Genomic DNA, 24,210 nt, shown 5'->3' on the forward strand with positions numbered 1-24,210 from the left:
CCCCCGGAATGGGATCTTTTTTGAATATTTTTCCAGATTCCTGCCATCTTGCCGTGAGCTGGTAGAACCCTTCATAAAGGTGTGCAACAGGCCCCTATATATACAGTCAGAATCAATTTCTCGTTGGGAAGCGCCCCGCACCGCAGGTAGACTGCACCCTGTATTGCCACGCCCTTTGCGACGCCGCCTGGGGCTTGGGTGTTTCTCAGTTCATGGCTTCGTGAATCTGCGGCTCCGGCCGCTGGCTGGGGGCAGCACGCACGTGGGCGTCGTGAACTCAGGGGGTGGCACCTGTCACGTCCACATCCGCAACAAAGGGGAACTGAAATAGCGTGCTGATTCTTTTTCTCGCACTTACTGCCGCCGCAGTACTCGCCCCCATCCTGATCCGAGCCATGGGACGATCCGCATTCGGTCTGCTGGCTGTCGTGCCGGGCGCAGGCTTCATCTGGGTTGTCTGGGAGTTCATCAGAGGCACCTTTGATAATGGGGGTGAACTTTCCCTTCACTACGAGTGGATGCCTTCCGCTCACCTCAACATCACCATGCGGCTTGACTCCCTCGCGGCCCTGTTCTCCCTGATCATCCTGGGGGTCGGTGCGTTGGTTCTCCTTTATTGTTGGGGTTATTTCGATTCCAACCCCGGTCGCCTGAGCGCCTTTGGTGGCCAGCTGGTCGGTTTCGCGATGGCCATGTACGGCCTGGTCATCTCAGACAACATCCTCCTGATGTACGTCTTCTGGGAGATCACGTCGGTGCTGTCATTCCTGTTGGTCGGTTACTACGGTGAGCGTGCCTCATCAAGGCGTTCAGCTGGCCAGGCCCTGATGGTCACCACCCTGGGCGGGCTCGCCATGCTGGTGGGCATCATCCTCATCGGTGCGCAGACGGGTGTCTGGTACTTCTCCGACATCCCGGTGTATCAGGGCGACTGGGCGGAGGTGCCGTATATCTCCATCGGCGCGCTGCTCATCCTCGCCGGTGCCTTGTCCAAGTCCGCGATCGCCCCGACCCACTTCTGGTTGCCCGGAGCGATGGCCGCCCCCACACCGGTTTCTGCGTACCTGCACTCGGCGGCGATGGTGAAGGCAGGCATCTACCTGGTGGCCCGCCTTGCACCTGATTTCAACGTGGTGAGCTCCTGGTACCTGGTGATTCTGCCCCTGGGTATCGTCACCATGATCATGGGTGGCTGGATGGCACTGCGCCAGAAGGACCTCAAGCTGATCCTGGCGTACGGCACCGTGTCACAGCTCGGTTTCATCATCTCGGTGATCAGCATCGGCTCCAGGGAAGCTCTCCTTGCTGGTCTCGCCCTGACCTTTGGCCATTCCCTTTTCAAGGCCACGCTCTTCATGACGGTTGGCGCCATCGACCACACGACCGGAACCCGCGACATCACCGAGTTGTCCGGACTGGGCAGGAAACAACCCCTCATGTTCGCCCTCGCCGCGATCTCAGCGGCCTCCATGGCTGGTATTCCGCCATTGTTCGGGTTCATCGCTAAGGAAACCGCCATTGATTCTGTTCTGAATGAGTCAATGATCCAGGGCATGCCTGGCAGCCTGATGCTGAGTGGCATCGTGTTGGGTTCCATCTTCACCATGGCCTACTCCTGCTACTTCCTCTACGGGGCTTTCGCCACGAAGCGCAGCCTCTTCCCGGAGAACAACGGTGAGTCCCCGGCCGTGGCCGGTTCCCACCGTATGACCTTCGATCTCTGGATTGCTCCCCTCATCCTGACCAGCCTCACGGTCATTCTGGGTCTGATCCCGGCACCGATGTCCTCCGCGATTGTCACCCACCTGGACAACGTCGCCCCGGGTGAGGAGACGTACCTGGCCCTGTGGCACGGTTTCAACCTTCCGCTGGCACTATCCGCGCTGATCATCGTCGTCGGTTTCCTCCTCTACTGGAAGCTGCCTATTGTTCACCGACTGCAGCCGAAGACCGCAGCCTTCGGTAATGCGGACACCGCCTACGATGCGATCCTCGATTACCTACGGGTACTCTCCCTGCGTCTGACCGCCTCCACCCAGCGTGGCTCCCTGACCCTGAACATCGGTGTCATCTTCCTGGTCCTGGCCGTCGTTCCGATGGTGGCCCTGATCCTGGGTGAACGCAATGACGTCCGGATGGAACTCTGGGACAACCCGTTCCAGGGTGTGGTGGCTGTCATCATCATCCTGGTCGCCATCGTGGCCACCCAGATGCAGAACCGTTTGTCCGCACTGATCCTCATCGGTGTCACCGGTTATGGTCTGGCCGTCATCTTCGCTCTCCACGGCGCACCGGACCTCGCGCTCACACAGACCCTCGTGGAGACCGTGCTCATGGTCGTGTTCATGCTGGTTCTGCGCAAGATGCCCACCGAGGTCACCTGGAAGCCGGACCCGAAGAACGCCCGCATGCGTGGTTGGTTGGCAGCATCCGTGGGTATCTCCGTGGTGGTGTTCACCATCTTCGCCATGAATGCCCGTACCGAACAGCCGATCTCCACCTACATGCAGGATCTGGCCTATGAGGTCGGACACGGTGCCAACACGGTCAACGTGCTGCTGGTGGATATCCGTGGCTTCGATACCTTCGGTGAGATCTCTGTTCTGGTGGTTGCGGCAACCGGTATCGCCTCACTGGTCTACCGTAACCGCAGCTTCCGACGGGATTCCCGTCGTCCGACGTTGGCCACCACCGGCCGTCGTTGGCTCGCTGCTCCGGTGGACACCGAAAAGGCCCAGAACAGGTCACTGATGGTGGATGTGGCGACCCGCATCCTGTTCCCGTCGATGATCATGCTCTCTGTGTACTTCTTCTTCGTCGGTCACAATGGCCCTGGTGGCGGATTCGCCGGTGGCCTGGTGGCCGCACTGGCCTTCGCCCTGCGTTATCTGGCCGGTGGTCGTGATGAGCTGGAGGAGGCACTTCCTGTCGACCCCGGACGCATCCTCGGCATGGGCCTCATCGCCTCCGCCGCCGCGATCCTGTGGCCGATGGCTCTGGGTGAACCGCCGTTGACCTCACACATCTGGGATCTCACGCTGCCGCTCATCGGTGACATCCACATCGCCTCCGCCCTGCTCTTCGACCTGGGCGTGTACCTGATCGTCATCGGACTGATCATGCACATCCTGCACAGTCTGGGAGGTCAGTTGGACCGGGATGAGGATATGCGTAAACAACGCGCCCGCGACCGGGCACGTCGCCTGGCCCGCAGCGCACGGAGGGAGTCCACAATGGCCTCCAGCACCAGTGCGGTGCGGAGCGTGGCTGACAAACCGCGGCCACTGCCGTCGATACACAGCCAGGCCACGGACACCGGGCCGGCAACAGAACACAGCACTGATGGAACGTCGCAAAGCAACAATGGGAAGGAGCAGTAGATGGTAGCCAATCTCTTCCTGCTCCTGGCCGCGGGAGCACTCGTGGCGGCAGGTGTGTACATGCTGCTGGATCGCGCCATGACCAAGATGATCATGGGCCTGATGATGATCGGCAACGGTGCGAACCTGCTCATCCTCATCGCCGGTGGTTCTGCCGGTGCTCCCCCCATCCAGGGACGTGAGAACGAATTATATGAGGACAACATCGCCGATCCCCTGGCACAGGCGATGATCCTGACCGCGATCGTGATCTCCATGGCCATGACCGCCTTCATGCTGTCACTGGCCTACCGTCAGTACCGTTACCGCACCGAGGACTTCATTCAGGACGACACCGAGGACGTGGCCATCTCCGTGCGCCCGACCATCGCCTCAGCCGCCCCTGACCATGACGCCTCCGATGACCCAGAGACAGGACGCATGACCTCCGAAGGCGACGAGTTCGGACCGGAATCCTTCGAGCAGCCACTGAGGGGAGAAAAGGATGACTAGTGAACTCTATGACTTCCTGATCCCGTTGCTGCCCTACATGGTCCCCATGCCGGTGATTCTCCCGGCGGTGGCTGCCGCACTGACGCTGATCCTGTCCAAATATGTGCAGGCACAGCGCGCCATCACCCTGACCGTGCTCGCCTTCCTCATTGCTCTCAACGCCACCATGCTCTACCTGGTGGATATGGAAGGCATCCAGACGCTTCAGGTCGGTGGCTGGGACGCCCCGGTGGGTATCAGCCTGGTGGCTGACCGACTGTCGGTGTCCATGCTCACCGTGTCCTCCATCGTGCTCTTCGCCGTGATGGGTTATGCAATCAGCCAGGGTATCCGTGACGGTGGCAAGGATGAGCCGGTGGCGGTGTTCATGCCGTCCTACCTGCTGCTGTCGATGGGTGTGAACCTGGCGTTCCTGTCCGGCGACCTCTTCAACCTGTACGTCGGGTTCGAGGTTCTGCTGGTGGCGTCCTATGTGTTGCTCACCCTCGGTGCCTCACCTGCGCGAGTCCGATCCGGCGTGGGATATGTGATGGTGTCCATGGCATCGTCCATGGTGTTCCTCTTCGGTCTGGCCATGGTTTATGCCTCCGTGGGTACTCTCAACATGGCCCAGATCGGTCTGCGCATGGAAGACGTCCCGGACGGCACCCGCTCGGCGATCTTCGCAGTATTGTTGGTGGCCTTCGGTATCAAGGCGGCGATCTTCCCACTGGATTCCTGGTTGCCTGACTCCTACCCCACCGCACCTTCACTGGTTACTGCCGTGTTCGCCGGCCTGCTGACCAAGGTCGGTGTGTACGCCATCATCCGTGCCCGATCAGTGATATTCACCGACGGCTCCCTGGATACCCTTTTGATGTGGGTGGCGCTGGCCACCATGCTCGTGGGCATCCTCGGCGCGATGGCACAGAATGACATCAAGCGTCTGCTTTCCTTCACCCTTGTCAGCCACATCGGCTACATGATCTTCGGCGTGGCCCTGGGCACTGCCGCGGGTCTCTCCGGCGCGATCTTCTACGCTATCCACCACATTCTGGTCCAGACCACACTCTTCCTGGTCGTGGGACTGGTAGAACGACAGGCGGGTTCATCCTCCCTGCGCCGGCTCGGTTCGCTGGCCTATATCTCCCCACTCCTGGCGATCCTGTACTTCATCCCCGCCATCAACCTGGGTGGCATCCCACCATTCTCCGGTTTTCTGGGCAAGATCATTCTGCTGGAAGCGGGTGCAGAGGTCGGCGGTTGGTTGGCCTGGACCCTCATCGCCGGTGCCGTGGTCACCTCCCTGCTCACCCTCTACACCATGGTGTTGGTCTGGTCGAAGGCCTTCTGGCGTGACCGCAAGGATGCCCCGGACGGTGCCACCGCGATCGCACGCCCCGCCCCGCTCGCGGATGTGCAGGACGAGGTATCTGTGAAGGACCGCTCCGATGTGGGACGCATGCCATTTGGCATGGTCGCCTCCACCTCCATCCTGGTGATCGCTTCCCTCATGGTGTCGGTGCTGGCAGGTCCGCTGTCCGCCATCACCGGCCGGGCGGCGGAATCAGTCCAGGACGTGAACATCTACCGCTCGGCGGTGTTGGGACCGAACTTTGAAAATCCCCACCGCACCCTGGAGATGGAACGTTATGATGCCAACCGCGACAACCTGGATAACCGCCTCGACAGTGAACTCAGTGGCGGCGGTTCCGACAATGACCGCATGGTCACCGGTGAAACCATGACGAACTCAGCACCAGCCGGTGCCAGGACCCCTGAGGAGGCCACCTCATGATTGCAGGCTTCAAGCGGCGTTTCCGCCCACTGTTCATCCTGTGGCTGACCGTCATGTGGATCATGCTCATGGGCGAGTTGTCCTGGGCCAATGTGGTCGGTGGCTTCCTGGTGGCGGCCGCCATCGTGTTGTTGCTTCCCCTGCCTGCCATGCCCATCAGCAACCTCAGCATCCGCTGGGGAGCGCTGGTGATGCTGATCCTCAACTGGCTGTGGGATCTGGCCGTGGCCTCGGTAAAGGTGGCGTGGTTGGCGCTCCGTCCCCAGGATCCACCCAAGACCGCGATCCTGAACGTACCCATGCGTGTGCAGAACGATCTCGTGCTTTCCTTCGCCACCGTGCTGTACAACCTGCAGCCTGGTGGTTCGGTTACCGACATCGACATCGCCAACCGCATGTGGACCGTCCACGTCCTCGATGCTGATTCACCCGACGCCATCGAGAACGAAGTTAACAACGTTGCCGAACTCGAGCGCAACCTGATCCGCGTTTTCGAAAGGGGCTGACCCACGATGAACCCCGAGATCTACACGGCCATCCTCACCATCGCGGCCTTCCTGTTCTCCATGTCCTTCATCCTGACCACATACCAAATCATGAGCGGCCCGAACTCCATCGACCGCCTCCTGGGTCTGGACGGCACGGTATCCATGATCCAGTGTTCCCTGGCCACCTACATCTGCTGGACCCTGGACACCACGGTCAGCAACGCCATGATGGTGGTGGCGATGATGGGCTTCATGGGTTCCGTCGCCGTTGCACGTTTCAGAAAGAGGGACGGTGCCTAAATGACCATCCAGCTGTTCACCGACATCATCTCCCTGATCTTCATCCTCACCGGTGCTTTTCTATCCTTCTCCGCAGCGGTGGGTCTGGTGCGGTTCAAGGACTCCATGTCGCGGGTCCATGCGATCACCAAGCCGCAGACCACCGGCCTGATCCTCACCGTGGTGGGTGCGCTGATCCGCATGCTGGGCCACGAGGACTTCGACTTCTCCATGCGTGGTGACATGGGCATCCTCGTTCTACTTGTCCTTTTCGCCATGTTGACCAGCCCCGTCACTGCTCAACGTGTCGGACGCGTATCCCGCCGTGAGGGGCTCTACGGAGAGAAGGGCAAACTCTCCCGCAACGATGCCCCGGCGGACCGCGGTGTGAAGAAGTAGCGGTTTGGGGCTCCCCGCGTCGGCATCACCACGGAATCCCCCAGCCCCAACAAACCAACAAACCAACAAACCAACAAACCAACATCTAGCCATATTTTCGTGTTAAAACCCCAAACTGGCGAAAGATGTTGAATCCTGGGGGAGTAACGGGATCACACCATACTCCTTGGAGCATCGGCACGTCACTCAGAATTTATCGTTCTGACGCGGTTTGGAGAAACCTGCCCACCTCGGCGGAGAAGTCAGCGGGGTGGGTGGTGTAGGTACGAAGCCCGGCACCATCAATGGTCACGCCGACAGCCTGCGGCAGGGCGCCAAGAAGCTCCTTGGCCCCGGGCAGCGGATAGCGGGAACCACTGATCACCAGGGTCGGAATCCCAACATCTGCGTAATCCGTGGCAGTGGAGTTGCTGAGCTCATCGACGTGGCTGACCAGTTCTTTTTTCCGTCCGCGTAGCAGGAAACCCGGCATTTTCTTCAATGCGCGACCAACCTTGCGCCCCTGTTCATCCAGGGAGATGGCGGGACTGTCCAGCACCAGATGAGTGATTCTGCCGGGTTGTGCCTGTGCGATGCGCAGCGCCACAGCAGCGCCACGTCCCCCGCCTACCAGGATGATGCGGCGTAGCTCGTGCTTATCCAGGAGCTTTTCCACGTCTGTCTGTCCCGCTTCCGCGGTCCCTTCCCAGGGTGCGATGCGCGGTTTCACACCGGCGGGCAGCATGTTGACCACCTCGGCGAAGGCATCGGTGAGTTCCCCGGAATCGGGGATGAACACGATGGGTTTATTCGGTTCCAAGGGGTTTCAACTCCTCCAGCTCATCGCAGGCCAGATCCACTGCTGCGATCCACGAACCGGTGCGCTTATGTGCCCGGCGCTGACGCTCATAGCCGCCACCGCGTTCCAGGATCTCCAGCACCAACTCCAGCTCCCCTTGGCATCCCAGCTCGGCAGCCAGGGGTTCCAGACGTGCCACCATTCGGCGGAGTTCATCCTGCACCATGGCTTCATCGGTGTCACGGGAGATGATGATCTCTGCGTCCAGCCCGTAACGGGCCGCGCGCCATTTGTTCTCCGCCACGTGCCACTGTTGAAGTGTGGGTAGTTCCTCACCGCGGTCAATCATGCGGTCATAGTGCACCACCAGGCAGTGGGTCAGCGCCACGATGGCGGACAGTTCCCGCAGGTTGGATGTGGAGTCCGCGATGCGGACCTCGATGGTTCCCCACTTGGACGCCGGCCGGATATCAAAGTGCATGGAGCCGGTGTGGTTGATCACGCCGGACTTATCCTGATCCGCCATATAGGAGATCCACTCATCCCAACTGGCGAACTGATACGGCAGGCCCGCGGTGGGCAGCTGCTGATAGAGCATGGTGCGGTTGGAGGCATAGCCTGTGTCCAATCCATCCCAGGCCGGAGAGCTCGCAGACAGGGCCAGCAGGTGCGGGTAGTTGGTCAACAGCGCATTGATGATGGGCCAGACCCGGTCCTCGTGGCTGATCCCAACATGGACGTGGATTCCCCAGATGAGCATCTGGTTTCCCCAGTATTGGGTGCGGGCGATGATCTCATCATATGCCCCCTTCTCCGACACCGGGTTCTCACGGAAATCAGAAAACGGATGGGAGCCCGAGGTCCAGGGACGCAATCCCAGTTCTGCCGCGGCCTCTTTGATGGCGGTCAGACCGCGATCAAGCTCCGCGACAGCTTCCGGAACGGTGTCGCACACCCCGGTGACCAGTTCAACGGTGTTCTGGAGGAACTCCCGTTCCAGGTGGATATCCGGGTGTCGTTCAGTCACGATGTCCAGGATCTCCGAGGCACGCGGTGCCAGATCACGAGATTCAGGATCAACGAGTGCCACCTCCCACTCCACGCCGAGGGTCGGTTTCGGTGAACGTTTGAACTCAACAGCCATGGTGTGGGGCCTCCTTGGGGATCCTCGCCGGCAGTCACAGTGGGGTTGCTGCTACAGGGTGACATCTTCCACGAGGACCAGCACGATGGCGTCCTCGCCTTCGGTTTCCTCAGGCAGGACAGGACTGCGTTCCATGGCCACACCGTTGACGCGGTCTGCCAGCTCACGGGCAGCCTTCTCCGCATCGGGGTTGCCCTCAGTGAAGTAGACGGTGGTCCGCGGGATGGCCACATCCGGGAGGTTGCCGGATTCCACGGTGTCATAGTCACCTTCAAGGGAGTCCGCCACCCGTGCTGCCAGCTGGGTGACGGTGGAGTTGTTCAGAACATGCAGGGTGGTCACCGGGGTGCTGTCCGCTGCGGAACCCGCAGGCCGGGCCGGAGCGGGATCTGCACCGCGCTCATCAGCAGGCTCGTCTACGCCCTCACCCGCCACGGTTTCCTCACGGTTATTTTCATCCACGGTGGTGTCCTGACCGTTCTGATCCTGCTCCCCGTCCGGAGCAGTAACCGGAGCGGTATTCTGCTGATCGGGGGTCGCCTCCGATGCCACTGTCGTCTCAGTGGTGCCGGTATCACCGGCTGCGGAATCATCACTGTCACTCAGCATTGACCACAAGGCCCACGCCGCCAGAAGCACTGCCACGGCGATGAGGATCATGGCCAGTCCGCGCACGGGAAGGCCGGAGCCTCCGGCGGGTTTACCTGCGCCGTCTCCGGCGTCCGACGGGGAAGAGTTCTGCATGTCCGAAGTCATGGCGCTTAGTCTATCTTCCCAGCGCGACGCCGTAACCTGGAGACCAGGGTTGGGTTGATTTTCATCGCTTCGGGGGTATCGATGATCAGGTTGAGGCGCTGGTAGTAGCGCACCGGGGAGATCCCGAACCGGTCCCGGATCGCTTCCTCCTTGGCCCCCTGGGCCCGGGGTGCGGAGGCCTCAAAGGTGAGGAGCGTTAAATCTTCAGGGCTGAGCATGCCTAAACTGTAGAACATGACTGTCCGACCAATTGTTATCCACGGTGATCCCGTCCTCCACAACCCGACCGCTGAAGTAACCGAGGAGGTCTCGGAGCTGCAGGAACTGATTAATGATATGTACGAGACCATGGAGGTGGCCAACGGTGTCGGTCTGGCCGCCAACCAGATCGGGGTGTCCAAACGCATCTTCGTGTTCAACTGTCCCGATGATGAGGGCGAGATGCACCGCGGTTGCTTCATCAACCCGGTCATGGAGACCTCCGAGATCCCGGAAACCATGCCCTCTGATGACGGCAGCGAGGAGGAGGGTTGTCTCTCGGTTCCCGGTGAGGGCTTCCCCACCGGCCGCGCAGAGTGGACAAAGGTCACCGGTCTGAATGAGCACGGTGAGGAATGGTCCATGGAGGCCACCGGTTTCCTGGCGCGTTGTTTCCAGCATGAGGTGGGACACCTGGATGGGTTCCTCTACACCGATACGCTCATCGGTCGGTGGAAGCGCATGGCCAAGAAGACCATCAAGGCCAATGGGTGGACCGAGGCCGGTCTGACCTGGATGCCCGGCGAGGATGAGGATCCTTTCGGACATGACGTCTAGGCTGCCGCGGTTCCGCAGCCACGACCCGAAAATCGGCGACCGCGTGGTGGTGCGGCGTCGCATCAATGACGCCGATCCGCACTGGACCGATGTGATCGGCCACGTCATCGGCCTGAATCCCCTGGTGGTGCGCCCGCAGTCCGTGGGTGGCATGCCGTCCACCTCCGATGGCATCGAGATACCGGACCATCAGCTCGAGGTGGTGAAGATCCTCTCCCCGCGCACCATCCGTAACTCGGATATCCGCGCGGTGGAGGTGGCCACCGCCAAGGCGTTCCCCGGACTTGCCAACGAGTGGGCCGGGGGTTGGCTCATGCGCGCCGGCGACGGCATCACCGAACGTTCCAACTCCGCCTCCCCGCTGGGCCCCACCACCGGTTTTGATCCGGTGCCGATGGACGAGATCGAGGAATTCTACGCCGCCCACCGGCTCCCTGTCCGCCTGCACATCCCGGAACGCATCGGGAAACCCGCACACAGGGTAGTTTCGGCAGAGCCTGACGCCTGGACCCTGGGGCCGGAGATCCTGGTGATGACCAGGGAACTGGAAGGCCTGGCCCCCGTGGCACTTCCGGAGGGGTTGCAGTTCCGGGTGGATGAGCAGCCCGATGATGAGTGGCTGGGCATGTACCACTTCCGTGGCCGTGCCCTGCCGCCGGAGGCGCTCGAGCTGCTGCGCACCCGCATCGACGGCCAGATGGGATTCGGCCGCCTGCTCACCTCACTCGGCCAGACGGTCGCCATCACGCGCGCGACCATCACGTCCGCCGAGTCGCGCACCTTCCTCGGTTATTCGGCCGTTGAAGTCGCGCCTGCTTATCGACGCCGCGGGCTGGGCACCGCGCTCGGTGCCCGCATCCAGCACTGGGGCGCGGACATGGGTGCCGGGGAGGCCTACCTCCAGGTAATCTCACGAAATGAGGCCGGGGTCGGGTTATATTCCAAACTCGGTTTCACCGAACATCATCGCCACCGTTATGCCGAACGCACCCGTTGAGGGCGTGCGGTAGGAAGCGATGGTCTGGGTCGTCGATAAGCAATCTTTGTGGAAACGCTAGGGTATAGGTCATGCGCATCGTGAACTGGAACGTCAACTCGGCACGCACCCGCGTGGACCGGATGGTGGATTTTCTCATTCGGCATGACGTGGATGTTCTGGCGGTGCAGGAATCCAAATGCCGCGATGATCAGTTCCCGTATGACCGTTTCACCGAACACGGTTATGAGGTGGCCCATTTCGGGCTGAGCCAGTGGAACGGGGTGGCCATCATCTCCCGGGTCGGGCTGGAGGACGTGCAGACGCAGTTCCCCGGTCAGCCCGGATTTCACAAGGATGCCGATACGGAGCAGGCCATTGAGGCCCGTGCCATCGGCGCGGTCTGTGGAGGCGTGCGCGTGTGGAGCCTCTATGTGCCCAACGGCCGGGAGATCGCCGACCCACACTATGACTACAAACTGCGCTGGTTGTACGCACTGCGCAACCATGTGGCCGATGTGCTGCGGGCAAACCCGGAGGAGAAACTGGTGCTGCTCGGTGATTACAATATCGCCCCGACAGATCAGGATGTATGGGATGTGTCCGCCTTCGAGGGGAGAACCCACATCACCGAACCGGAGCGCGCAGCTTATCAACAGCTGTTGGAAACCGGTCTTGCGGAGACCAACCCCGGGCCAGGCGTCTTCACCTACTGGGACTACAAGGGCGCACGTTTCCTCAAGGGTGAGGGCATGCGTATTGATTTCCAACTGGCCTCCCCCGCCCTGGCGGCGGTCGCCGGTGAGACCTTCGTGGACGTGGAGGAACGGGGCGGGAAGGGTGCATCAGATCATGCGCCCGTCATCGTCGACTATGCAGTTTAATCACGGGGCGGAAAACACAGGCTCTCATGACCATATCCATTGACCTGGAGCTCTGGCAGACCATCGGTCTGCTCGTGGATTACACCATCAAGATCATCGCCATCGGTTATGTCCCCGAGGGTCGCCGCCCCGGCACCTCCACCGCGTGGCTGCTGGCCATTTTGCTGATCCCCTTCCTGGGACTGCCACTGTTCCTGCTCATGGGTTCGCCCTATATCAATAAACGGCGACACCGCATCCAGCAGGAGGTCAACGACCTCATCGATGACGTGCATGATGATGTTCCCGATTACCCCAGCGGTGTGAGCATGCACCCGGAGATCGAATCAGTCATCCGCCTCAACCGTCGACTGACCAACATGCCTGCTGTGATCGGTGTCAACCATGGCATGCACACCGACTATGACGGCATCATCCGACGCATGACCGAAGCCGTGGATGCGGCCGAAGACTATATCTACGTGGAGATCTACATCATGGCCTGGGATGAGACCACCCGGCCGTTCTATGAGGCTCTGGGGCGCGCGGAGGAACGCGGTGTGAAAGTGCGGCTCCTCTTCGATCACGTGGGCAGCTGGAAATACCCCGGTTACCGGAAATTGAAGAAGAAACTCACCGCCATGGGCATCGAGTGGTACCTCATGCTCCCCCTCCAGCCGTGGAGGCGCCGCTTCCGCCGCCCCGATCTGCGCAACCACCGCAAGATGCTGATTATCGACGGCCACCGCGGTTTCATCGGATCCCTCAACATGATCGATGCCAGTTATCTGCAGCGCAAGAACATCAAGATGGGCCGCAAATGGGTGGACCTCATGGTGGAGATGTCCGGCCCCATCGTCTCCTCCATGGAGATGGTCTTCGCCGGTGACTGGTATGTGGAATCCAATGAGACCCTGGAGATCCGCGACCACGATGAGGCCCATGAGACCATCCCGGACACCGCCCAGGATTCCCAGATGAATGTGGTCCAGCTGGTGCCCTCCGGTCCCGGATACACCACAGAACCGAACCTGCGGATGTTCAACTCCATCGTCCACCACGCCAAGGACCGCCTGGTGTTGTGCAGCCCCTACTTCATTCCTGATGAATCCCTTCTGGAGGCCGTGACATCTGCCTGCTACCGCGGGGTCCGGGTGGAGCTGTATGTCTCTGAACAGGCTGATCAGTTCATGGTCAACCACGCACAGTCCTCCTACTACCAGGCACTCCTGGAAGCCGGGGTGAAGATCTACATGTACCCCAAGCCCTATGTCCTGCACACCAAGTACATGATCGCGGATCCCGATCGGGAAGCCGGCAGCGTACCCATGGGTGTGGTGGGATCGTCCAATCTGGACATGCGCAGCTTCGGTCTCAACTATGAGATCTCCATGCTCGTGGCCAAAGGAGACCTGATCCGTGATCTGGATAAGATAACCGCGCATTACAAGGACACCAGCACCCGGCTCACCCTGGATAAGTGGAATGAACGCAGCTGGGGACGCCGCTATCTGGACAATGTGATGCGCCTGACCTCGGCGCTGCAATAGGAGCTGCACTGGGTTCTGCACTGGGCCCTGCAAAAAGCCTTCATCCCATGTCTGGAAGTGGACGGCACCCAGCCACCCACACCGCGGTGCCGGCAAACAGCGCGCACACCACCATTCCCACCGCCATGCTCAGGGCACGATCCGAGCCGAGTCCCACCAGGGGACTGACAATGCCTCCCACCGCGAACTGGGTAAAACCCATCACCGCAGACCCCGAGCCGGCGCGCTCACGAACCACCGCGGTGCCCAGCGCAGTGGCATTGGCCATGAGGAAAGGCACATGCGCGACCGCCAGGAATACCAACACCAGGAACAGGGCTGTTGAGCGGATCAGGGTCACCTCCGCCACCAGCACCAGCATGAGGACGATGAAGCTGATCATGGTGCCGCGCATGATGTGGTGTGGGTGAAGAGTCTGCAGCAACCGACGGTTAATAAAACCGGACAGCATCAGGGCCACCGCATTGACGGCGAAGACAACTGAGAACATCAGCGGGCTCATACCCATCTGGTTCTGCAGAACGAACGGCGAGGCGGAGATATAGGAGAACATCGCACCGAAGGACAATGCAAGGACCAGGGTATAGGCGAGGAACTGGGGGTTCTTCAGCACGTAGAGGTAGTTGGACATCATGCCCCTCAACCCCGCACCGGTTCGTTCCCCGACCGGTCGTGATTCCCTGATCCCGAGTGCCACCACCACTACCTGCGCCACGTTGATGGCCGCCAGCACCCAGAACACCGCACGCCAACCCAGAGGTTCAGACACCACACCACCGATGACCGGTGCCAGAATCGGAGCCGCCGCCTGGATGATCATGAGCAGAGCGAAGGCCTGTGCGGCCTCCCTACCCCGGGCCAGATCCGGAACGACGGCGCGGGCGATGACCACGCAGGCTCCGCCCCCGAGCCCCTGCAGCAACCGCATGGCGATCAGGACACCGATGGTCGGTGCCAGCGCACAGGCGATGCTGGCCACCAGCGAGATGACGGCACCAGCAAGCAGCAGCCTTCTGCGCCCGATGGAATCAGAGATCGGACCGATGATGAGCTGGCCCATGGCCATGCCCGCCATGAATGCCGAAAGGGTCAGCTGCACCATGGGTGTGGTGGTGTCCAGATCAGTGGCGACCATGGGTAATGCCGGCAGATACATGTCGGTGGACAGAGCCGGGGTGGCCGTGAGAAGCGCAAGCCCAAGGAGAAGTGGGGTGGAAAGCTGTTGTTTACCCTGCACCATTGTGGTTCTACCGTTCGACGATTGGGTTGAACCGCGAAATCATACACGATCCATTGGGCGGGTAGGTGTCATACGACCTACATTTTGGATTGTTCACCTGTCATACATGTACGATTTGAGTGTATGGCTCAAAGGTGTGATGACATCTCGGGCGCTTTATATTCATCCAGGCGAAGCGGTTTCGCATGGGTTTCGAATGGGTTTAAGGAAAGGGGGAGTCCAGATGGCCAGTAGTTTTGAATACGTTCAACATCCCCGTCGGTCGCTCCCCCCGCCGATCCCCACCCGGAGTGGCCCGGCGGCGGCCTTTCTTCCCGGAACCTTCCACCCCATCAATCCCAAACAGGTCAGCGCCGGCAATGATCAGGTGCTGCTCTCCGGGTGGGGGAAGTTTGTTCGCTGGCTGGTGGTTCTGGCCTCGATCTTCGCCATCATCGTGGGCATCAACCTCATCCTCGACGGTGTGTACAGCGTGGGTACCACCAGCGCCAACCGGATGTATGAGCTGGCAGCCAACCCTTATATGGGACTGCTGATCGGTGTTCTCGCCACCGCCCTCGTCCAATCCTCCACCACCACGACCACGCTGACCGTGGCTGCAGTGGGAACAGGACTCATCTCCGTTCCCGTGGCCATCCCCATCATCATGGGCGCCAACATCGGCACCACCATGACCGCCCTGCTGGTGTCATTCTCCTATGTGGGTGAACGGAGGGAATTCAAAAAAGCCTTCACCACCGCCGCCATGCACCTGTGGTTCAACACCCTGGTTGTCCTGGTCGCGGTCACGGTAGAGGTTCTTTTCCATCCGTTGCGCTCCTTCAGTGGCTACATGGCTGACCGGCTTGTCGGCTCAGCCGATAACACGGTACCCACCACCCACATCGTGCAGACGGTGGTGGAACCCTTCATCGAGTTGATCGGCACCAACGGTCTATTCGGGTTGTTCGGTAGTCAGACTGTGGCTGCCGTCTTCTCCCTGATCGCAGGTACCGCCATCATTCTGGTCTCCATCCGGGTGATGAGTTTCCAACTTCACATGATCACCGCAGCCACCGCGCATTCCCTGCTGGATATGTTCTCCGACCCGGAGGAATCAAAACCCGCCACCGTCCGGACCAATCTCCTCGGTTTCGGTGTCGGGGTTCTGTTCACCATCATGGTGACGGCATCCGCGGTGACCGTGTCCTCCATGCAGCCTTTCGCCGTGACCAAAACCCTCAAACGGCGGGCGATCCTGGCGGTGATCCTGGGAGCCAACGTGGGCACCACCATGACCGCCGCAATCGCCACTTTCGCCGTCGTAGGCATCCACGGCGCATTCGCGCTACAGGCCGCCCTGGTTCACGTGTCACTCAATCTCTTCGGTGCAATCGTGGTGTTGTGTATCCCCCGGGTGGGCCGTGCGATCATCACCCTTGCGGAAAAATCAGCACAGCTGGCAGCCCGGAGTTACACCACCACGCTAATCACCCTCGTCAGCTTCTACATCGCCATTCCATCGGCTCTTCTGTTGCTGTACACGGTGATGACCTGACAACTTCTCAGGCGTCGCGCTTCTCCAGCACCACGATGCCGGCGATGAACAACACCACGGCCCAGATACCGAAGTAGACCGCCCCGAACTCCGGCCCCCAGCCGGGATCAGAGGTCTGGAATCCGGTGATGTAGGAACGCAGATTGGTGAACGGCCCGTATTTGCCCACGAATTCCCCAACCCGGGGCAGCAGACCCGCGAGATCCTCCAGCGCCAGATGCCACATCAGGATCAGTGTGATGGCTCCCGCGGACTGGCGCAGCAACAGTGCCACACCGGAGGAGAAGGTCACCAGGAGTGCAGCACCCACCGGGTACTGCCACATGATGCGCAAAGCCTCGTTGTCATTCCATACATCAAGGGTGCTGCTGGCCACCTCCGAGGCAAGAGCCTTGGCCACGTAGAAACACAACAGCACGGTGATGAACGTGATCACCATGGCCAGGAGTGCATAGAGCAGCCACTTCGCCAGTGCCACCACCGAGCGCTTCGGTGTGGCCAGGAAGGAATACTGCTGGTAGCCGTACCTGAATTCGGTGGTGAACACCATGACCGCCTGGACGATCACCACGATGAAGCTGGCGATATACAAACCGGAGACGGTGTTACCGGCCAGCAACAGGGTGGTGGCGAGATCCTCGCCAGTGGCGAAACTTCCTGTCAGGGCGGCGAATCCCACACCCAGCAGGATGAACAGCACAGATGTCCACCAGAAGGAACGGGTGGTGATCAGTTTGGTCCACTCGGACCTCAGAACGTTCAGAAACATGACTTACTTCTCCTGCTGTTCCGGTGTTGATGCGTGATACTGGACGGATTCGCCCGTGGTCTGGAGGAATGCCTGTTCAAGTGAGGCGCGGTGCTCTGAGAGTTCCAACAGGCCGATGTTGTGTGTGAAGGCGAGGGTGCCGATCTCATCGGTGGTGCGATCACTGATGATGTAGGTGGGCATGGGGTGGGCGTCGATAAGCTTCGTCTCAAACCCGATCCCCTCGCCGCGCAACGCGGCCTCCAACGCCTCTCGTTGCGTTGTGCGCACCATGACGGTGGTCGCGGAATGCTCACGGATGAAGTCCTGGATCGGGGTGTCCGCCACCAACCTGCCGCGGCCGATCACCACCAGATGATCCGCCGTGAGCGCCATCTCAGATAGAAGATGGGAACTCACCAGCACGGTACGCCCCTCTGATGCCAGGTTCTTCAACAGCATGCGCACCCAGTGGATACCCTCCGGATCCAGACCATTGACCGGCTCATCAAGGATGAGGTAATCCGGATCACCCAGCAATGCGCCAGCCAGTCCAAGCCGCTGCCCCATGCCGAGGGAGAATCCACCCGTCTTCTTGCCCGCCACATCCGAGAGCCCGACGAGCGCGAGCACCTCATCCACTCTTTTCGCAGACAGACCATTAGCCTGTGCGATCCACTTCAGATGATTGGCTGCGGAACGGTTTGGGTGGGTTGCCTTCGCATCCAACAGAGTGCCCACCCGGTTCAATGGGTTCTTCAACGCCCGGTAGGGCTGTCCATCAATGGTGGCCTGTCCTGCGGTGGGGTTATCCAATCCGACGATGCACCGCATGGTCGTGGATTTACCGGCACCATTCGGACCGAGGAAACCGGTGACGATACCCGGCTTGACCGTGAAGGTCAGATCCTCGACCGCACGAACCTGCCCATACTTTTTTGTGAGGCCTGCGACTTCGATCATGCAGACCAGTTTGTCATTAGTTGGTCAGCGGGACACAGCGACCTCCCCGATCAGCCCCTTGAGATCCTGCCAGGCGGACCTGAACACAGGCATGAGCGCGAGATCCTCCACCTCACCCACAGCCACCCATCGAAGCTCGAGGGACTCCTCATTGGCAATGGTGTCCAGAACATCCCCGCTGGTGGTGCGGGCGATAACCGTGGTATAAGACCAGTCCGAGGCTAGTTCCGGCCTCTTCGGATCACCCGGGAACGGACCGGCAGTGACCAGAGAATGCAGGATCTCCACCCGTTCTGCATCAATTCCCGTTTCCTCGGCGGCCTCACGCAGCGCAGCCTGAGCCACGGACTCATGAGAATCCCGCGCACCCCCGGGCAACGCCCACGTTCCACCATTATTGGTCCAGTGCGCACGGTGCTGCAGCAACACATGCCACCGATCCACGCTCTGGTCAGCATCTCCAGCCACCAGAAGTAACCCTGCAGCTCCGTTTCGTCCCCACATTGCCGAACCCGCAGGCCCAGCTGCCCAACCATCACCGTCACCTTTCATGTAGACCACACTAGGCGAGTGATCACAGGTTGTGGGTCAGAACAGGGGCCCGCTTCCGGTGTCTGCGGGGATAAACCGGGGACAAACCGGGACCAGGCCCTGGCCGGTCTGGGGCCCATCTGGGGCCCATCTGTGGCCTGCATGAGGTCTGTATGAGGTCTATGCGGGCACTGCGTCCGCCTGTTCAGGGTTGCGGCTGGGTGTAACCGGTGGACGTGATTTGAGCCGGGTCACAAATGTATATCCACGCCTACTTTCTCACAGGCATCAACCGCGCTATCCTGAAGCAATGACGCGGGATGGAATTGGGGAGCAATCCACAGTTGCAGGTGAGACGGGGAAAACTGTCAAAAATCCCGGCGCGCATGCCGAAAACAGGACGGATGACCAGGCTGGGGAGGGCGACGGGCCAGGATCCCAGGGTGGGATACCTGACCAATCGTCCAACCGTGTGGCGGATAGCGTGCCGTCCTCCCTGTCTGATGGTCGGTTCCCGGATAGGTCGGCGTCCCGGGAGGCACTTGATGATTATGACGAGGCGGAGGAGTCCCCGGATCACTGGTTGGATCCCATCACCTCGGAAGATCAGTCCCGTCGCAGTATTGTCAGCGCCATCATCCAGGAGACGTTCGGACAGCCGCTGTTCGTGGCGCGGCGTCTCTGGGGATTCATCACCACCTCCCCGGGCAAGATCACGTTGATGACGGTGATCATCTCCGTGGCCATCTTCGCGGCGGGTTATGCCATGTCGGTTTCGTCTGAAACCCGGCAGACGCATCTGGATGAACTGATCACCAATACGGAGCCTGTCTCCTACAACGCCCATGTGCTGTACTCGTCTCTGTCCGTGGCCGACACCACCGCCACCACTGGTTTTGTGCAGGCTGGTATTGAGGGGCCGATGAACCGGGTGCGGTACAACACGGCGATTGACCGTGCCTCGGTTGCGGCGACGGATACGGCTTCCTCAGCGGATACCTCCAATGAGCGGTTGATGGAGCTGGTTACCGAGATTCAGCGCAAGCTGCCCATCTACACCGGGCTGGTGGAGACGGCCCGGACGAATAACCGCGCAGGTAATCCGGTGAGTGTGGCCTATATGGCTGAGGCCAGCGCCATGATGCGCAATGAGATCCTGCCCATGGCATCTGAGCTGTACAACATGACCAGTCGTGCGGTGTCTGATCAGCAGGCTAATATGATGCGCCCCCAGTGGGTTCCGCTGTCTGGCCTTCTGGCGGCACTGGGAATGCTGGCGGTGGCGCAGTGGTGGCTCATGCGTATCACCCGCCGCCGGATCAACAAGGGCTTCGCCGTGGCCACCACCTGCATGCTGGTGGCCACCATCTGGGTGGCTGCCGCAGACTGGACCACCTGGCAGGCGGGCACGAAGGGCTTTGAGGAGGCCTCCGGTCCCCTCAAATCCATGACTACAGCGCGCATCTATGCCCAGCAGACCCGAACGACGGAGACGCTGGCACTGGTGCGCCGACAGTCCATCCAGGGAAGCACCACCGGATTCAACGCCACCATCAGCCAGATAAAACGCGCGCTGGCGGAGTATGAGCAGACCTCGCAGGGTCAGACCCCGGAACATCAGGAACTGATCCTCCAGGCCCGCAATGCCATGGAGGACTGGTCACAGCAGCATGATGAGTTCATGGTGTTCCTGCTCAATGGTGACTACAACGCCGCGGTGAACACCGCCCTGAACATCAACGAGAATGGTCAGACCAGTTTTGATGAGCTGGATACCGCACTCGCGGAACTGATCAATGATTCCCGCGTTTCCATGCGTGCCTATATTGAGAGTGGTCTGGCAGCGACCGCGCTCGTGGCCATCGCGGTGTTAATTCTCTCCATCGCAGCGGTGGTGGCCCTGTGGATCGGCATCCGACCCCGGCTGCAGGAGTACCTGTGATGAAAAAAGCTTATCGACGCCCCACCCGCCGCACCGGTGCGGCTGCCTTGTCGGCCCTGCTCTCCGCGTCGCTTTTATCAGCGTGCATCGCCCCTGAGGTGCAGGAACCGGAAGCCTACCCGCGGGTCAACCCCGATGCAGGCCCGCCGCTGCCGCCGGGGTCCATCATCGAGGAACCCGGTCAGGTGGAGGCACGACCTGTCATCACCGACACCTGGGAGGGATCCCTCCGTCCCGATGACGCCGAGGCCAGGGATCGGGTGCCGGAGATCTACAAACGGGGCCGTCTCATCGTGGGTGTGGATCAGTCACAGAACCTGTTGAGTTTCCGGGATACCGTCACCGGCCAGTTGCGTGGTTTCGAGGTTCAGCTGGCCAAGGAGATCGCACGCGATATTTTCGGCAACCCCGAGGCGGTGGATTTCCGTTTCATCGATTCCGGTGACCGTCTCCGTGCGCTGTCCCAGGGGGATGTGGATATTGTCATCCGCTCAATCTCGGTGACCGAGGATCGTGCCCGGCGGTTCGAATTCTCCACCCCTTATTTCCGCACTCAGACCCGTCTTCTGGTCATGGATAATTCCGAGGTCCAGGGCATCAATGATCTCAATGCGCACACCGTCTGTGTGGCGGATGGTTCCACCGCCTTGCAGCACGCCCGTGCGATGGCACCTGCATCCGATATCATGCGCACCCGCAACTGGTCGGATTGTCTCATGGCTCTCCAACAGCAGCAGGCGCAGGCGATCCTGGGTGATGATGCCATCCTCTCGGGTATCGCATCGCAGGATCCTTATACCCGCATCCTGCCGTCCATCCTGGCCTGGGAGTCCTACGCCGTGGTGATCGCACCCAGCAGGGGCAGCAGGGACAGCAGCGGCCTGGTCCGGCAAGTGAACGCCACGATGGAGAGAATCCAGGCGGACACCACCTGGTGGTCCATGTTCAATGAGTGGTTCGGCCAGCATCTTTACACCTACGGCCCGCCATCGCTGCAGTACCGCCCGGAAGAAGAACCAGAGAATCCACCTGAAGAGGAAGGGGACACAGATGTCGGATGACAGGGACCCAGCGGTGTCTCCAGCCACCGAGGCGGTGAAATTCGATCCTTTCGCCGACGATGATGATGACGTGGAGGAAGTCGAGCAGGCCATCGCTCCGCCGACAGAATCCGTGAAGTTTGATCCCTTCGCCGATGATGAGGACGACGAGGATGACTCCGATGATTTCCTGGGTGAGGGTCTGGATTATCTCCTGAGGGATCTGGATCAGATCCGTGCCACGCAGGGGCATTTCGTTCCGGAGGTCGCGGAATCCACTGATGCGACGGACCGGGACACAGATTCCCCCACCGCTGCCACAGCGGCCACTCCCGGACTGGACCCTGCCGACCCGAGTGCACGTAGTCGTCGTGAAGCAATTTCGACGTTCCGCGAACGGCGCGGTATCAGGCGCCAGGCACGCGTGGTGGCTGACGGCATGGTGGAACTGCCGTTCATCACCCCGAAACCGGAGAGCGAACTCCTGATCGACCCGGCGGCCAAGCTCAAGCCGGGGATCAAACCGCCCCAGTTGGTGGCCGGGGACATTGTCGCCGACCAGTATGAGGTGCTGGGTGTCATCGCACACGGCGGCATGGGATGGATCTACCTGGCCAATGACCTGAATGTGGCCAACCGCATCGTGGTGCTCAAGGGCATGATGGCCCAGGCCAGCATCCAGGATCAGGGCACCGCGGAGTCGGAACGTGCCTTCCTCGCCGACATCACCCACCCCGGGATCGTGAAGGCCTACAACTTCATCGATGATCCCCGGGTGCCCGGTGGGTTCATCGTGATGGAATACGTCAACGGCCCCTCACTCAACGACCGGCGCAAACAGCAGGAGGACGGGGTGTTGAGCTTCGACCTGGCGATCGGTTATATCCTCGAGGTTCTGCCCGCCATGGACTACCTGCATTCCCGCGGCGTGGTTTATAACGATCTCAAGCCGGAGAACATCATCGCCACCGAGGATCAGATCAAATTGATCGACCTCGGCGCGGTGTCCGGTATCGGAGCCTATGGGTATATCTATGGAACAAAGGGTTACCAGGCACCTGAGGTGTCCACGCATGGTCCCTCAGTGGCCTCCGATATCTACACCATCGGCCGTACCCTGGCCGCGTTGACCATGAAGCTGCCCGTCGAGGATGGGGTGCTCAAACCCGGCACCCCATCACCGAATGACCAGCCTCTTTTGCGTCGCCACCTGTCCTTCTACCGGTTGTTGCAGCGCGCCACCGCAGAGAAACCAGAGGACCGTTTCAGCTCGGTGGCGGAGCTTCGTACCCAGCTCTTCGGCGTGCTCCGAGAGATCCTGGCTATCCGGGATGGCAGGCAGTTCCCCGCGCAGCACTCCCTGTTCTCCCCACAGCGAAGCACCTTCGGCACCAAACACATGGTGTTCCGCACCGATAAGCTCATCGACGGCATCGACCGCCAGGTGCGCATCACCTCACCCGAGATCGTCTCCGCGCTGCCGGTCCCACTGATCGACAGGTCTGACCCCGGGGCACGGATGCTCTCTGGTTCGTCCTACGCCGAAGCCTCAGAAACGCTGGAGACACTGCGCACCTCCATGGAGGACTCCCAGTATCACAACTCCATAGAGATTCCGCTCGGGGTGGTCCGGGCACTCCTGGATCTCGGATTCACCACCGAAGCCCTCGCGTGGTTGGAGACGCTGAGGGAACGCATGGGCCGGGACTGGCGCCACCAGTGGTTCTCCGGCATCACCCACCTGCTTCTCGACGACTACGTCACCGCCCAGGAGTTCTTCTACACCGTGCTCACCATTCTGCCCGGCGAAGCTGCCCCCAAGCTTGCTCTCGCCGCAGTGGATGAGTTGATCCTCCAACAACAGGGATACGAGAACACCGCGTTGTTGCCGCCGGCACTCGCCAGCGCAACAGCAACCCTGGGCACCGATTTTGAGAACATGGACGTCCACACCTTCGACGGTCTCGGGGAAACCTGGTCCCACATCACCACGGAACCCACGATCCTGCGGTTCCATTCGCTGCGCCTCTACGCCCTGGTGTGGGCGACCAACCCCACCACGGTGTCCTCCGCCTTCGGCCTCGCGCGTCAGCTCATGGCGGAAAACCAGGTCGAGCTGGCGGTGCAGTCGCTGGACAAGCTGTCCCAGGCCTCACGTCATCACCGCATGGCCACCCTCACCACCATCATGCTGCTGGTCAGTTCCAACCTGAGCGAATCCCGTATCCGCCGCGCCGCACGCCGGCTTTCTGAGATCCCCACCAATGAACCACGATTCAACCAGATCAAAATTGCCGTGATGTCCGCCGGACTGACCTGGCTGCGTGACAGTGGTCTGCGTGCGTCCGCATCACCGAACCCGCTGTTTGAGTATCCCTTCTCCCAACGGGGTCTGCGTGAGGGGATCTCCGAGGCGTTGAGGGTGCAGGCCAGATCCGCCCCCTTCGCCCGCCACCGCTATGCGCTGGTGGACATGGCCAATGCGGTCCGCCCGTTCACCTGGTTCTGACC

At 60.8% G+C, this 24,210-nt stretch carries 22 protein-coding genes; 14 read left to right on the forward strand and 8 right to left on the reverse strand.

The genetic code is table 11. The features are described from left to right. Positions 1 to 332 precede the first annotated feature (332 nt). The 6 genes from CFAEC_RS11710 to CFAEC_RS11735 are packed head-to-tail and all read left to right on the forward strand — an operon-like array spanning position 333 to position 6,815. Positions 333 to 3,380 (forward strand): Na+/H+ antiporter subunit A, encoded by a 3,048-nt coding sequence (locus CFAEC_RS11710; protein ID WP_290277025.1) that lies wholly within the window; start codon positions 333 to 335, stop codon positions 3,378 to 3,380. After that, positions 3,381 to 3,872 (forward strand): Na(+)/H(+) antiporter subunit C, encoded by a 492-nt coding sequence (locus CFAEC_RS11715; protein ID WP_290277027.1) that lies wholly within the window; start codon positions 3,381 to 3,383, stop codon positions 3,870 to 3,872. Next, positions 3,865 to 5,649: a Na+/H+ antiporter subunit D gene (locus CFAEC_RS11720; RefSeq protein WP_290277029.1), complete on the forward strand. Its 1,785-nt coding sequence runs from the start codon at positions 3,865 to 3,867 to the stop codon at positions 5,647 to 5,649. The genes CFAEC_RS11715 and CFAEC_RS11720 overlap by 8 nt, the downstream gene beginning before the upstream one ends. Next, the gene (locus tag CFAEC_RS11725; protein WP_290277032.1) at positions 5,646 to 6,155 is read left to right on the forward strand and encodes a Na+/H+ antiporter subunit E; all 510 of its coding nucleotides are present in this window, start codon (positions 5,646 to 5,648) and stop codon (positions 6,153 to 6,155) included. Before CFAEC_RS11720 ends, CFAEC_RS11725 begins: the two co-directional genes overlap by 4 nt. A gap of 6 nt (positions 6,156 to 6,161) precedes the next feature. Then, positions 6,162 to 6,437 (forward strand): monovalent cation/H+ antiporter complex subunit F, encoded by a 276-nt coding sequence (locus CFAEC_RS11730; protein WP_290277034.1) that lies wholly within the window; start codon positions 6,162 to 6,164, stop codon positions 6,435 to 6,437. Further along, positions 6,438 to 6,815, forward strand: coding sequence for a monovalent cation/H(+) antiporter subunit G (locus CFAEC_RS11735; RefSeq protein ID WP_290277036.1), 378 nt, complete (start codon positions 6,438 to 6,440; stop codon positions 6,813 to 6,815). A gap of 193 nt (positions 6,816 to 7,008) precedes the next feature. On the opposite strand, the gene CFAEC_RS11740 is transcribed toward CFAEC_RS11735, so the two are convergent. The 4 genes from CFAEC_RS11740 to CFAEC_RS11755 are packed head-to-tail and all read right to left on the reverse strand — an operon-like array spanning position 7,009 to position 9,711. Next, the gene (locus CFAEC_RS11740) at positions 7,009 to 7,614 is read right to left on the reverse strand and encodes an alpha/beta fold hydrolase (protein ID WP_290277038.1); all 606 of its coding nucleotides are present in this window, start codon (positions 7,612 to 7,614) and stop codon (positions 7,009 to 7,011) included. Then, on the reverse strand, positions 7,601 to 8,737 hold the full coding sequence (locus tag CFAEC_RS11745) for a glutamate--cysteine ligase (protein WP_290277040.1): 1,137 nt from the start codon (positions 8,735 to 8,737) through the stop codon (positions 7,601 to 7,603). Before CFAEC_RS11745 ends, CFAEC_RS11740 begins: the two co-directional genes overlap by 14 nt. A 51-nt stretch (positions 8,738 to 8,788) precedes the next feature. Further along, positions 8,789 to 9,493, reverse strand: a complete 705-nt coding sequence (locus CFAEC_RS11750) for a LytR C-terminal domain-containing protein (RefSeq protein WP_290277042.1) — start codon at positions 9,491 to 9,493, stop codon at positions 8,789 to 8,791. 5 nt (positions 9,494 to 9,498) lie between these two features. Continuing rightward, positions 9,499 to 9,711 (reverse strand): DUF3263 domain-containing protein, encoded by a 213-nt coding sequence (locus CFAEC_RS11755; protein WP_290277044.1) that lies wholly within the window; start codon positions 9,709 to 9,711, stop codon positions 9,499 to 9,501. 16 nt (positions 9,712 to 9,727) lie between these two features. Here CFAEC_RS11755 and CFAEC_RS11760 point away from each other — a divergent pair, with 16 nt between their 5' ends. The 4 genes from CFAEC_RS11760 to cls all read left to right on the forward strand — a co-directional run bounded on the left by CFAEC_RS11760 (position 9,728) and on the right by cls (position 13,698). Next, on the forward strand, positions 9,728 to 10,309 hold the full coding sequence (locus tag CFAEC_RS11760) for a peptide deformylase (protein ID WP_290277046.1): 582 nt from the start codon (positions 9,728 to 9,730) through the stop codon (positions 10,307 to 10,309). Beyond that, the gene (locus tag CFAEC_RS11765) at positions 10,299 to 11,306 is read left to right on the forward strand and encodes an N-acetylglutamate synthase, CG3035 family (RefSeq protein WP_290277047.1); all 1,008 of its coding nucleotides are present in this window, start codon (positions 10,299 to 10,301) and stop codon (positions 11,304 to 11,306) included. Before CFAEC_RS11760 ends, CFAEC_RS11765 begins: the two co-directional genes overlap by 11 nt. A 71-nt stretch (positions 11,307 to 11,377) precedes the next feature. Beyond that, complete coding sequence (locus CFAEC_RS11770; protein WP_290277049.1) at positions 11,378 to 12,169, forward strand: exodeoxyribonuclease III; 792 nt, start codon at positions 11,378 to 11,380, stop codon at positions 12,167 to 12,169. A 26-nt stretch (positions 12,170 to 12,195) separates the two neighbouring features. Next, positions 12,196 to 13,698, forward strand: a complete 1,503-nt coding sequence (gene cls / locus CFAEC_RS11775) for a cardiolipin synthase (protein ID WP_290277051.1) — start codon at positions 12,196 to 12,198, stop codon at positions 13,696 to 13,698. Between the two features lie 40 nt (positions 13,699 to 13,738). On the opposite strand, the gene CFAEC_RS11780 is transcribed toward cls, so the two are convergent. Continuing rightward, positions 13,739 to 14,938, reverse strand: coding sequence for a multidrug effflux MFS transporter (locus CFAEC_RS11780; RefSeq protein WP_290277053.1), 1,200 nt, complete (start codon positions 14,936 to 14,938; stop codon positions 13,739 to 13,741). Between the two features lie 223 nt (positions 14,939 to 15,161). Between CFAEC_RS11780 and CFAEC_RS11785 the strand changes: the two genes are divergently transcribed. Further along, positions 15,162 to 16,475 carry a Na/Pi symporter gene (locus CFAEC_RS11785; RefSeq protein ID WP_290277055.1) on the forward strand — a complete coding sequence of 438 codons (1,314 nt, stop codon included), beginning with the start codon at positions 15,162 to 15,164 and terminating at the stop codon, positions 16,473 to 16,475. A gap of 7 nt (positions 16,476 to 16,482) precedes the next feature. Here the strand turns inward: CFAEC_RS11785 and CFAEC_RS11790 are convergent, their stop codons facing one another. Genes CFAEC_RS11790 through CFAEC_RS11800 form a run of 3 tightly spaced genes read right to left on the reverse strand, consistent with a single transcriptional unit; the run spans position 16,483 to position 18,738 of the window. Further along, positions 16,483 to 17,244, reverse strand: a complete 762-nt coding sequence (locus tag CFAEC_RS11790; RefSeq protein WP_290277057.1) for a DUF2705 family protein — start codon at positions 17,242 to 17,244, stop codon at positions 16,483 to 16,485. Positions 17,245 to 17,247: 3 nt separating this feature from the next. Beyond that, complete coding sequence (locus CFAEC_RS11795; protein ID WP_290277059.1) at positions 17,248 to 18,186, reverse strand: ABC transporter ATP-binding protein; 939 nt, start codon at positions 18,184 to 18,186, stop codon at positions 17,248 to 17,250. A 24-nt stretch (positions 18,187 to 18,210) separates the two neighbouring features. Then, complete coding sequence (locus CFAEC_RS11800) at positions 18,211 to 18,738, reverse strand: NUDIX domain-containing protein (protein WP_290277061.1); 528 nt, start codon at positions 18,736 to 18,738, stop codon at positions 18,211 to 18,213. A gap of 562 nt (positions 18,739 to 19,300) precedes the next feature. Here CFAEC_RS11800 and CFAEC_RS11805 point away from each other — a divergent pair. The 3 genes from CFAEC_RS11805 to CFAEC_RS11815 are packed head-to-tail and all read left to right on the forward strand — an operon-like array spanning position 19,301 to position 24,208. Continuing rightward, complete coding sequence (locus tag CFAEC_RS11805; RefSeq protein WP_435384286.1) at positions 19,301 to 20,659, forward strand: GlnX family signal transduction membrane protein; 1,359 nt, start codon at positions 19,301 to 19,303, stop codon at positions 20,657 to 20,659. After that, complete coding sequence (locus tag CFAEC_RS11810; protein ID WP_290277065.1) at positions 20,659 to 21,720, forward strand: transporter substrate-binding domain-containing protein; 1,062 nt, start codon at positions 20,659 to 20,661, stop codon at positions 21,718 to 21,720. Before CFAEC_RS11805 ends, CFAEC_RS11810 begins: the two co-directional genes overlap by 1 nt. Next, complete coding sequence (locus CFAEC_RS11815) at positions 21,710 to 24,208, forward strand: serine/threonine protein kinase (RefSeq protein ID WP_290277068.1); 2,499 nt, start codon at positions 21,710 to 21,712, stop codon at positions 24,206 to 24,208. The genes CFAEC_RS11810 and CFAEC_RS11815 overlap by 11 nt, the downstream gene beginning before the upstream one ends. Positions 24,209 to 24,210: the final 2 nt, after the last annotated feature.

Source organism: Corynebacterium faecale (assembly GCF_030408735.1).
In the GTDB taxonomy this organism is placed as follows: domain Bacteria; phylum Actinomycetota; class Actinomycetes; order Mycobacteriales; family Mycobacteriaceae; genus Corynebacterium; species Corynebacterium faecale.

Excerpts from the sequence above, each read along its gene's own strand:
- CFAEC_RS11790 (WP_290277057.1), bottom strand. The coding sequence starts at position 17,244 with ATGTTTCTGAACGTTCTGAGGTCCGAGTGGACCAAACTGATCACCACC.
- cls (WP_290277051.1), top strand. The coding sequence starts at position 12,196 with ATGACCATATCCATTGACCTGGAGCTCTGGCAGACCATCGGTCTGCTC.
- CFAEC_RS11770 (WP_290277049.1), top strand. The coding sequence starts at position 11,378 with ATGCGCATCGTGAACTGGAACGTCAACTCGGCACGCACCCGCGTGGAC.
- CFAEC_RS11755 (WP_290277044.1), bottom strand. The coding sequence starts at position 9,711 with ATGCTCAGCCCTGAAGATTTAACGCTCCTCACCTTTGAGGCCTCCGCA.
- CFAEC_RS11785 (WP_290277055.1), top strand. The coding sequence starts at position 15,162 with ATGGCCAGTAGTTTTGAATACGTTCAACATCCCCGTCGGTCGCTCCCC.
- CFAEC_RS11735 (WP_290277036.1), top strand. The coding sequence starts at position 6,438 with ATGACCATCCAGCTGTTCACCGACATCATCTCCCTGATCTTCATCCTC.
- CFAEC_RS11750 (WP_290277042.1), bottom strand. The coding sequence starts at position 9,493 with ATGACTTCGGACATGCAGAACTCTTCCCCGTCGGACGCCGGAGACGGC.
- CFAEC_RS11795 (WP_290277059.1), bottom strand. The coding sequence starts at position 18,186 with ATGATCGAAGTCGCAGGCCTCACAAAAAAGTATGGGCAGGTTCGTGCG.
- CFAEC_RS11765 (WP_290277047.1), top strand. The coding sequence starts at position 10,299 with ATGACGTCTAGGCTGCCGCGGTTCCGCAGCCACGACCCGAAAATCGGC.
- CFAEC_RS11745 (WP_290277040.1), bottom strand. The coding sequence starts at position 8,737 with ATGGCTGTTGAGTTCAAACGTTCACCGAAACCGACCCTCGGCGTGGAG.
- CFAEC_RS11730 (WP_290277034.1), top strand. The coding sequence starts at position 6,162 with ATGAACCCCGAGATCTACACGGCCATCCTCACCATCGCGGCCTTCCTG.
- CFAEC_RS11815 (WP_290277068.1), top strand. The coding sequence starts at position 21,710 with ATGTCGGATGACAGGGACCCAGCGGTGTCTCCAGCCACCGAGGCGGTG.
- CFAEC_RS11800 (WP_290277061.1), bottom strand. The coding sequence starts at position 18,738 with ATGAAAGGTGACGGTGATGGTTGGGCAGCTGGGCCTGCGGGTTCGGCA.
- CFAEC_RS11810 (WP_290277065.1), top strand. The coding sequence starts at position 20,659 with ATGAAAAAAGCTTATCGACGCCCCACCCGCCGCACCGGTGCGGCTGCC.
- CFAEC_RS11780 (WP_290277053.1), bottom strand. The coding sequence starts at position 14,938 with ATGGTGCAGGGTAAACAACAGCTTTCCACCCCACTTCTCCTTGGGCTT.
- CFAEC_RS11720 (WP_290277029.1), top strand. The coding sequence starts at position 3,865 with ATGACTAGTGAACTCTATGACTTCCTGATCCCGTTGCTGCCCTACATG.
- CFAEC_RS11715 (WP_290277027.1), top strand. The coding sequence starts at position 3,381 with ATGGTAGCCAATCTCTTCCTGCTCCTGGCCGCGGGAGCACTCGTGGCG.
- CFAEC_RS11760 (WP_290277046.1), top strand. The coding sequence starts at position 9,728 with ATGACTGTCCGACCAATTGTTATCCACGGTGATCCCGTCCTCCACAAC.
- CFAEC_RS11725 (WP_290277032.1), top strand. The coding sequence starts at position 5,646 with ATGATTGCAGGCTTCAAGCGGCGTTTCCGCCCACTGTTCATCCTGTGG.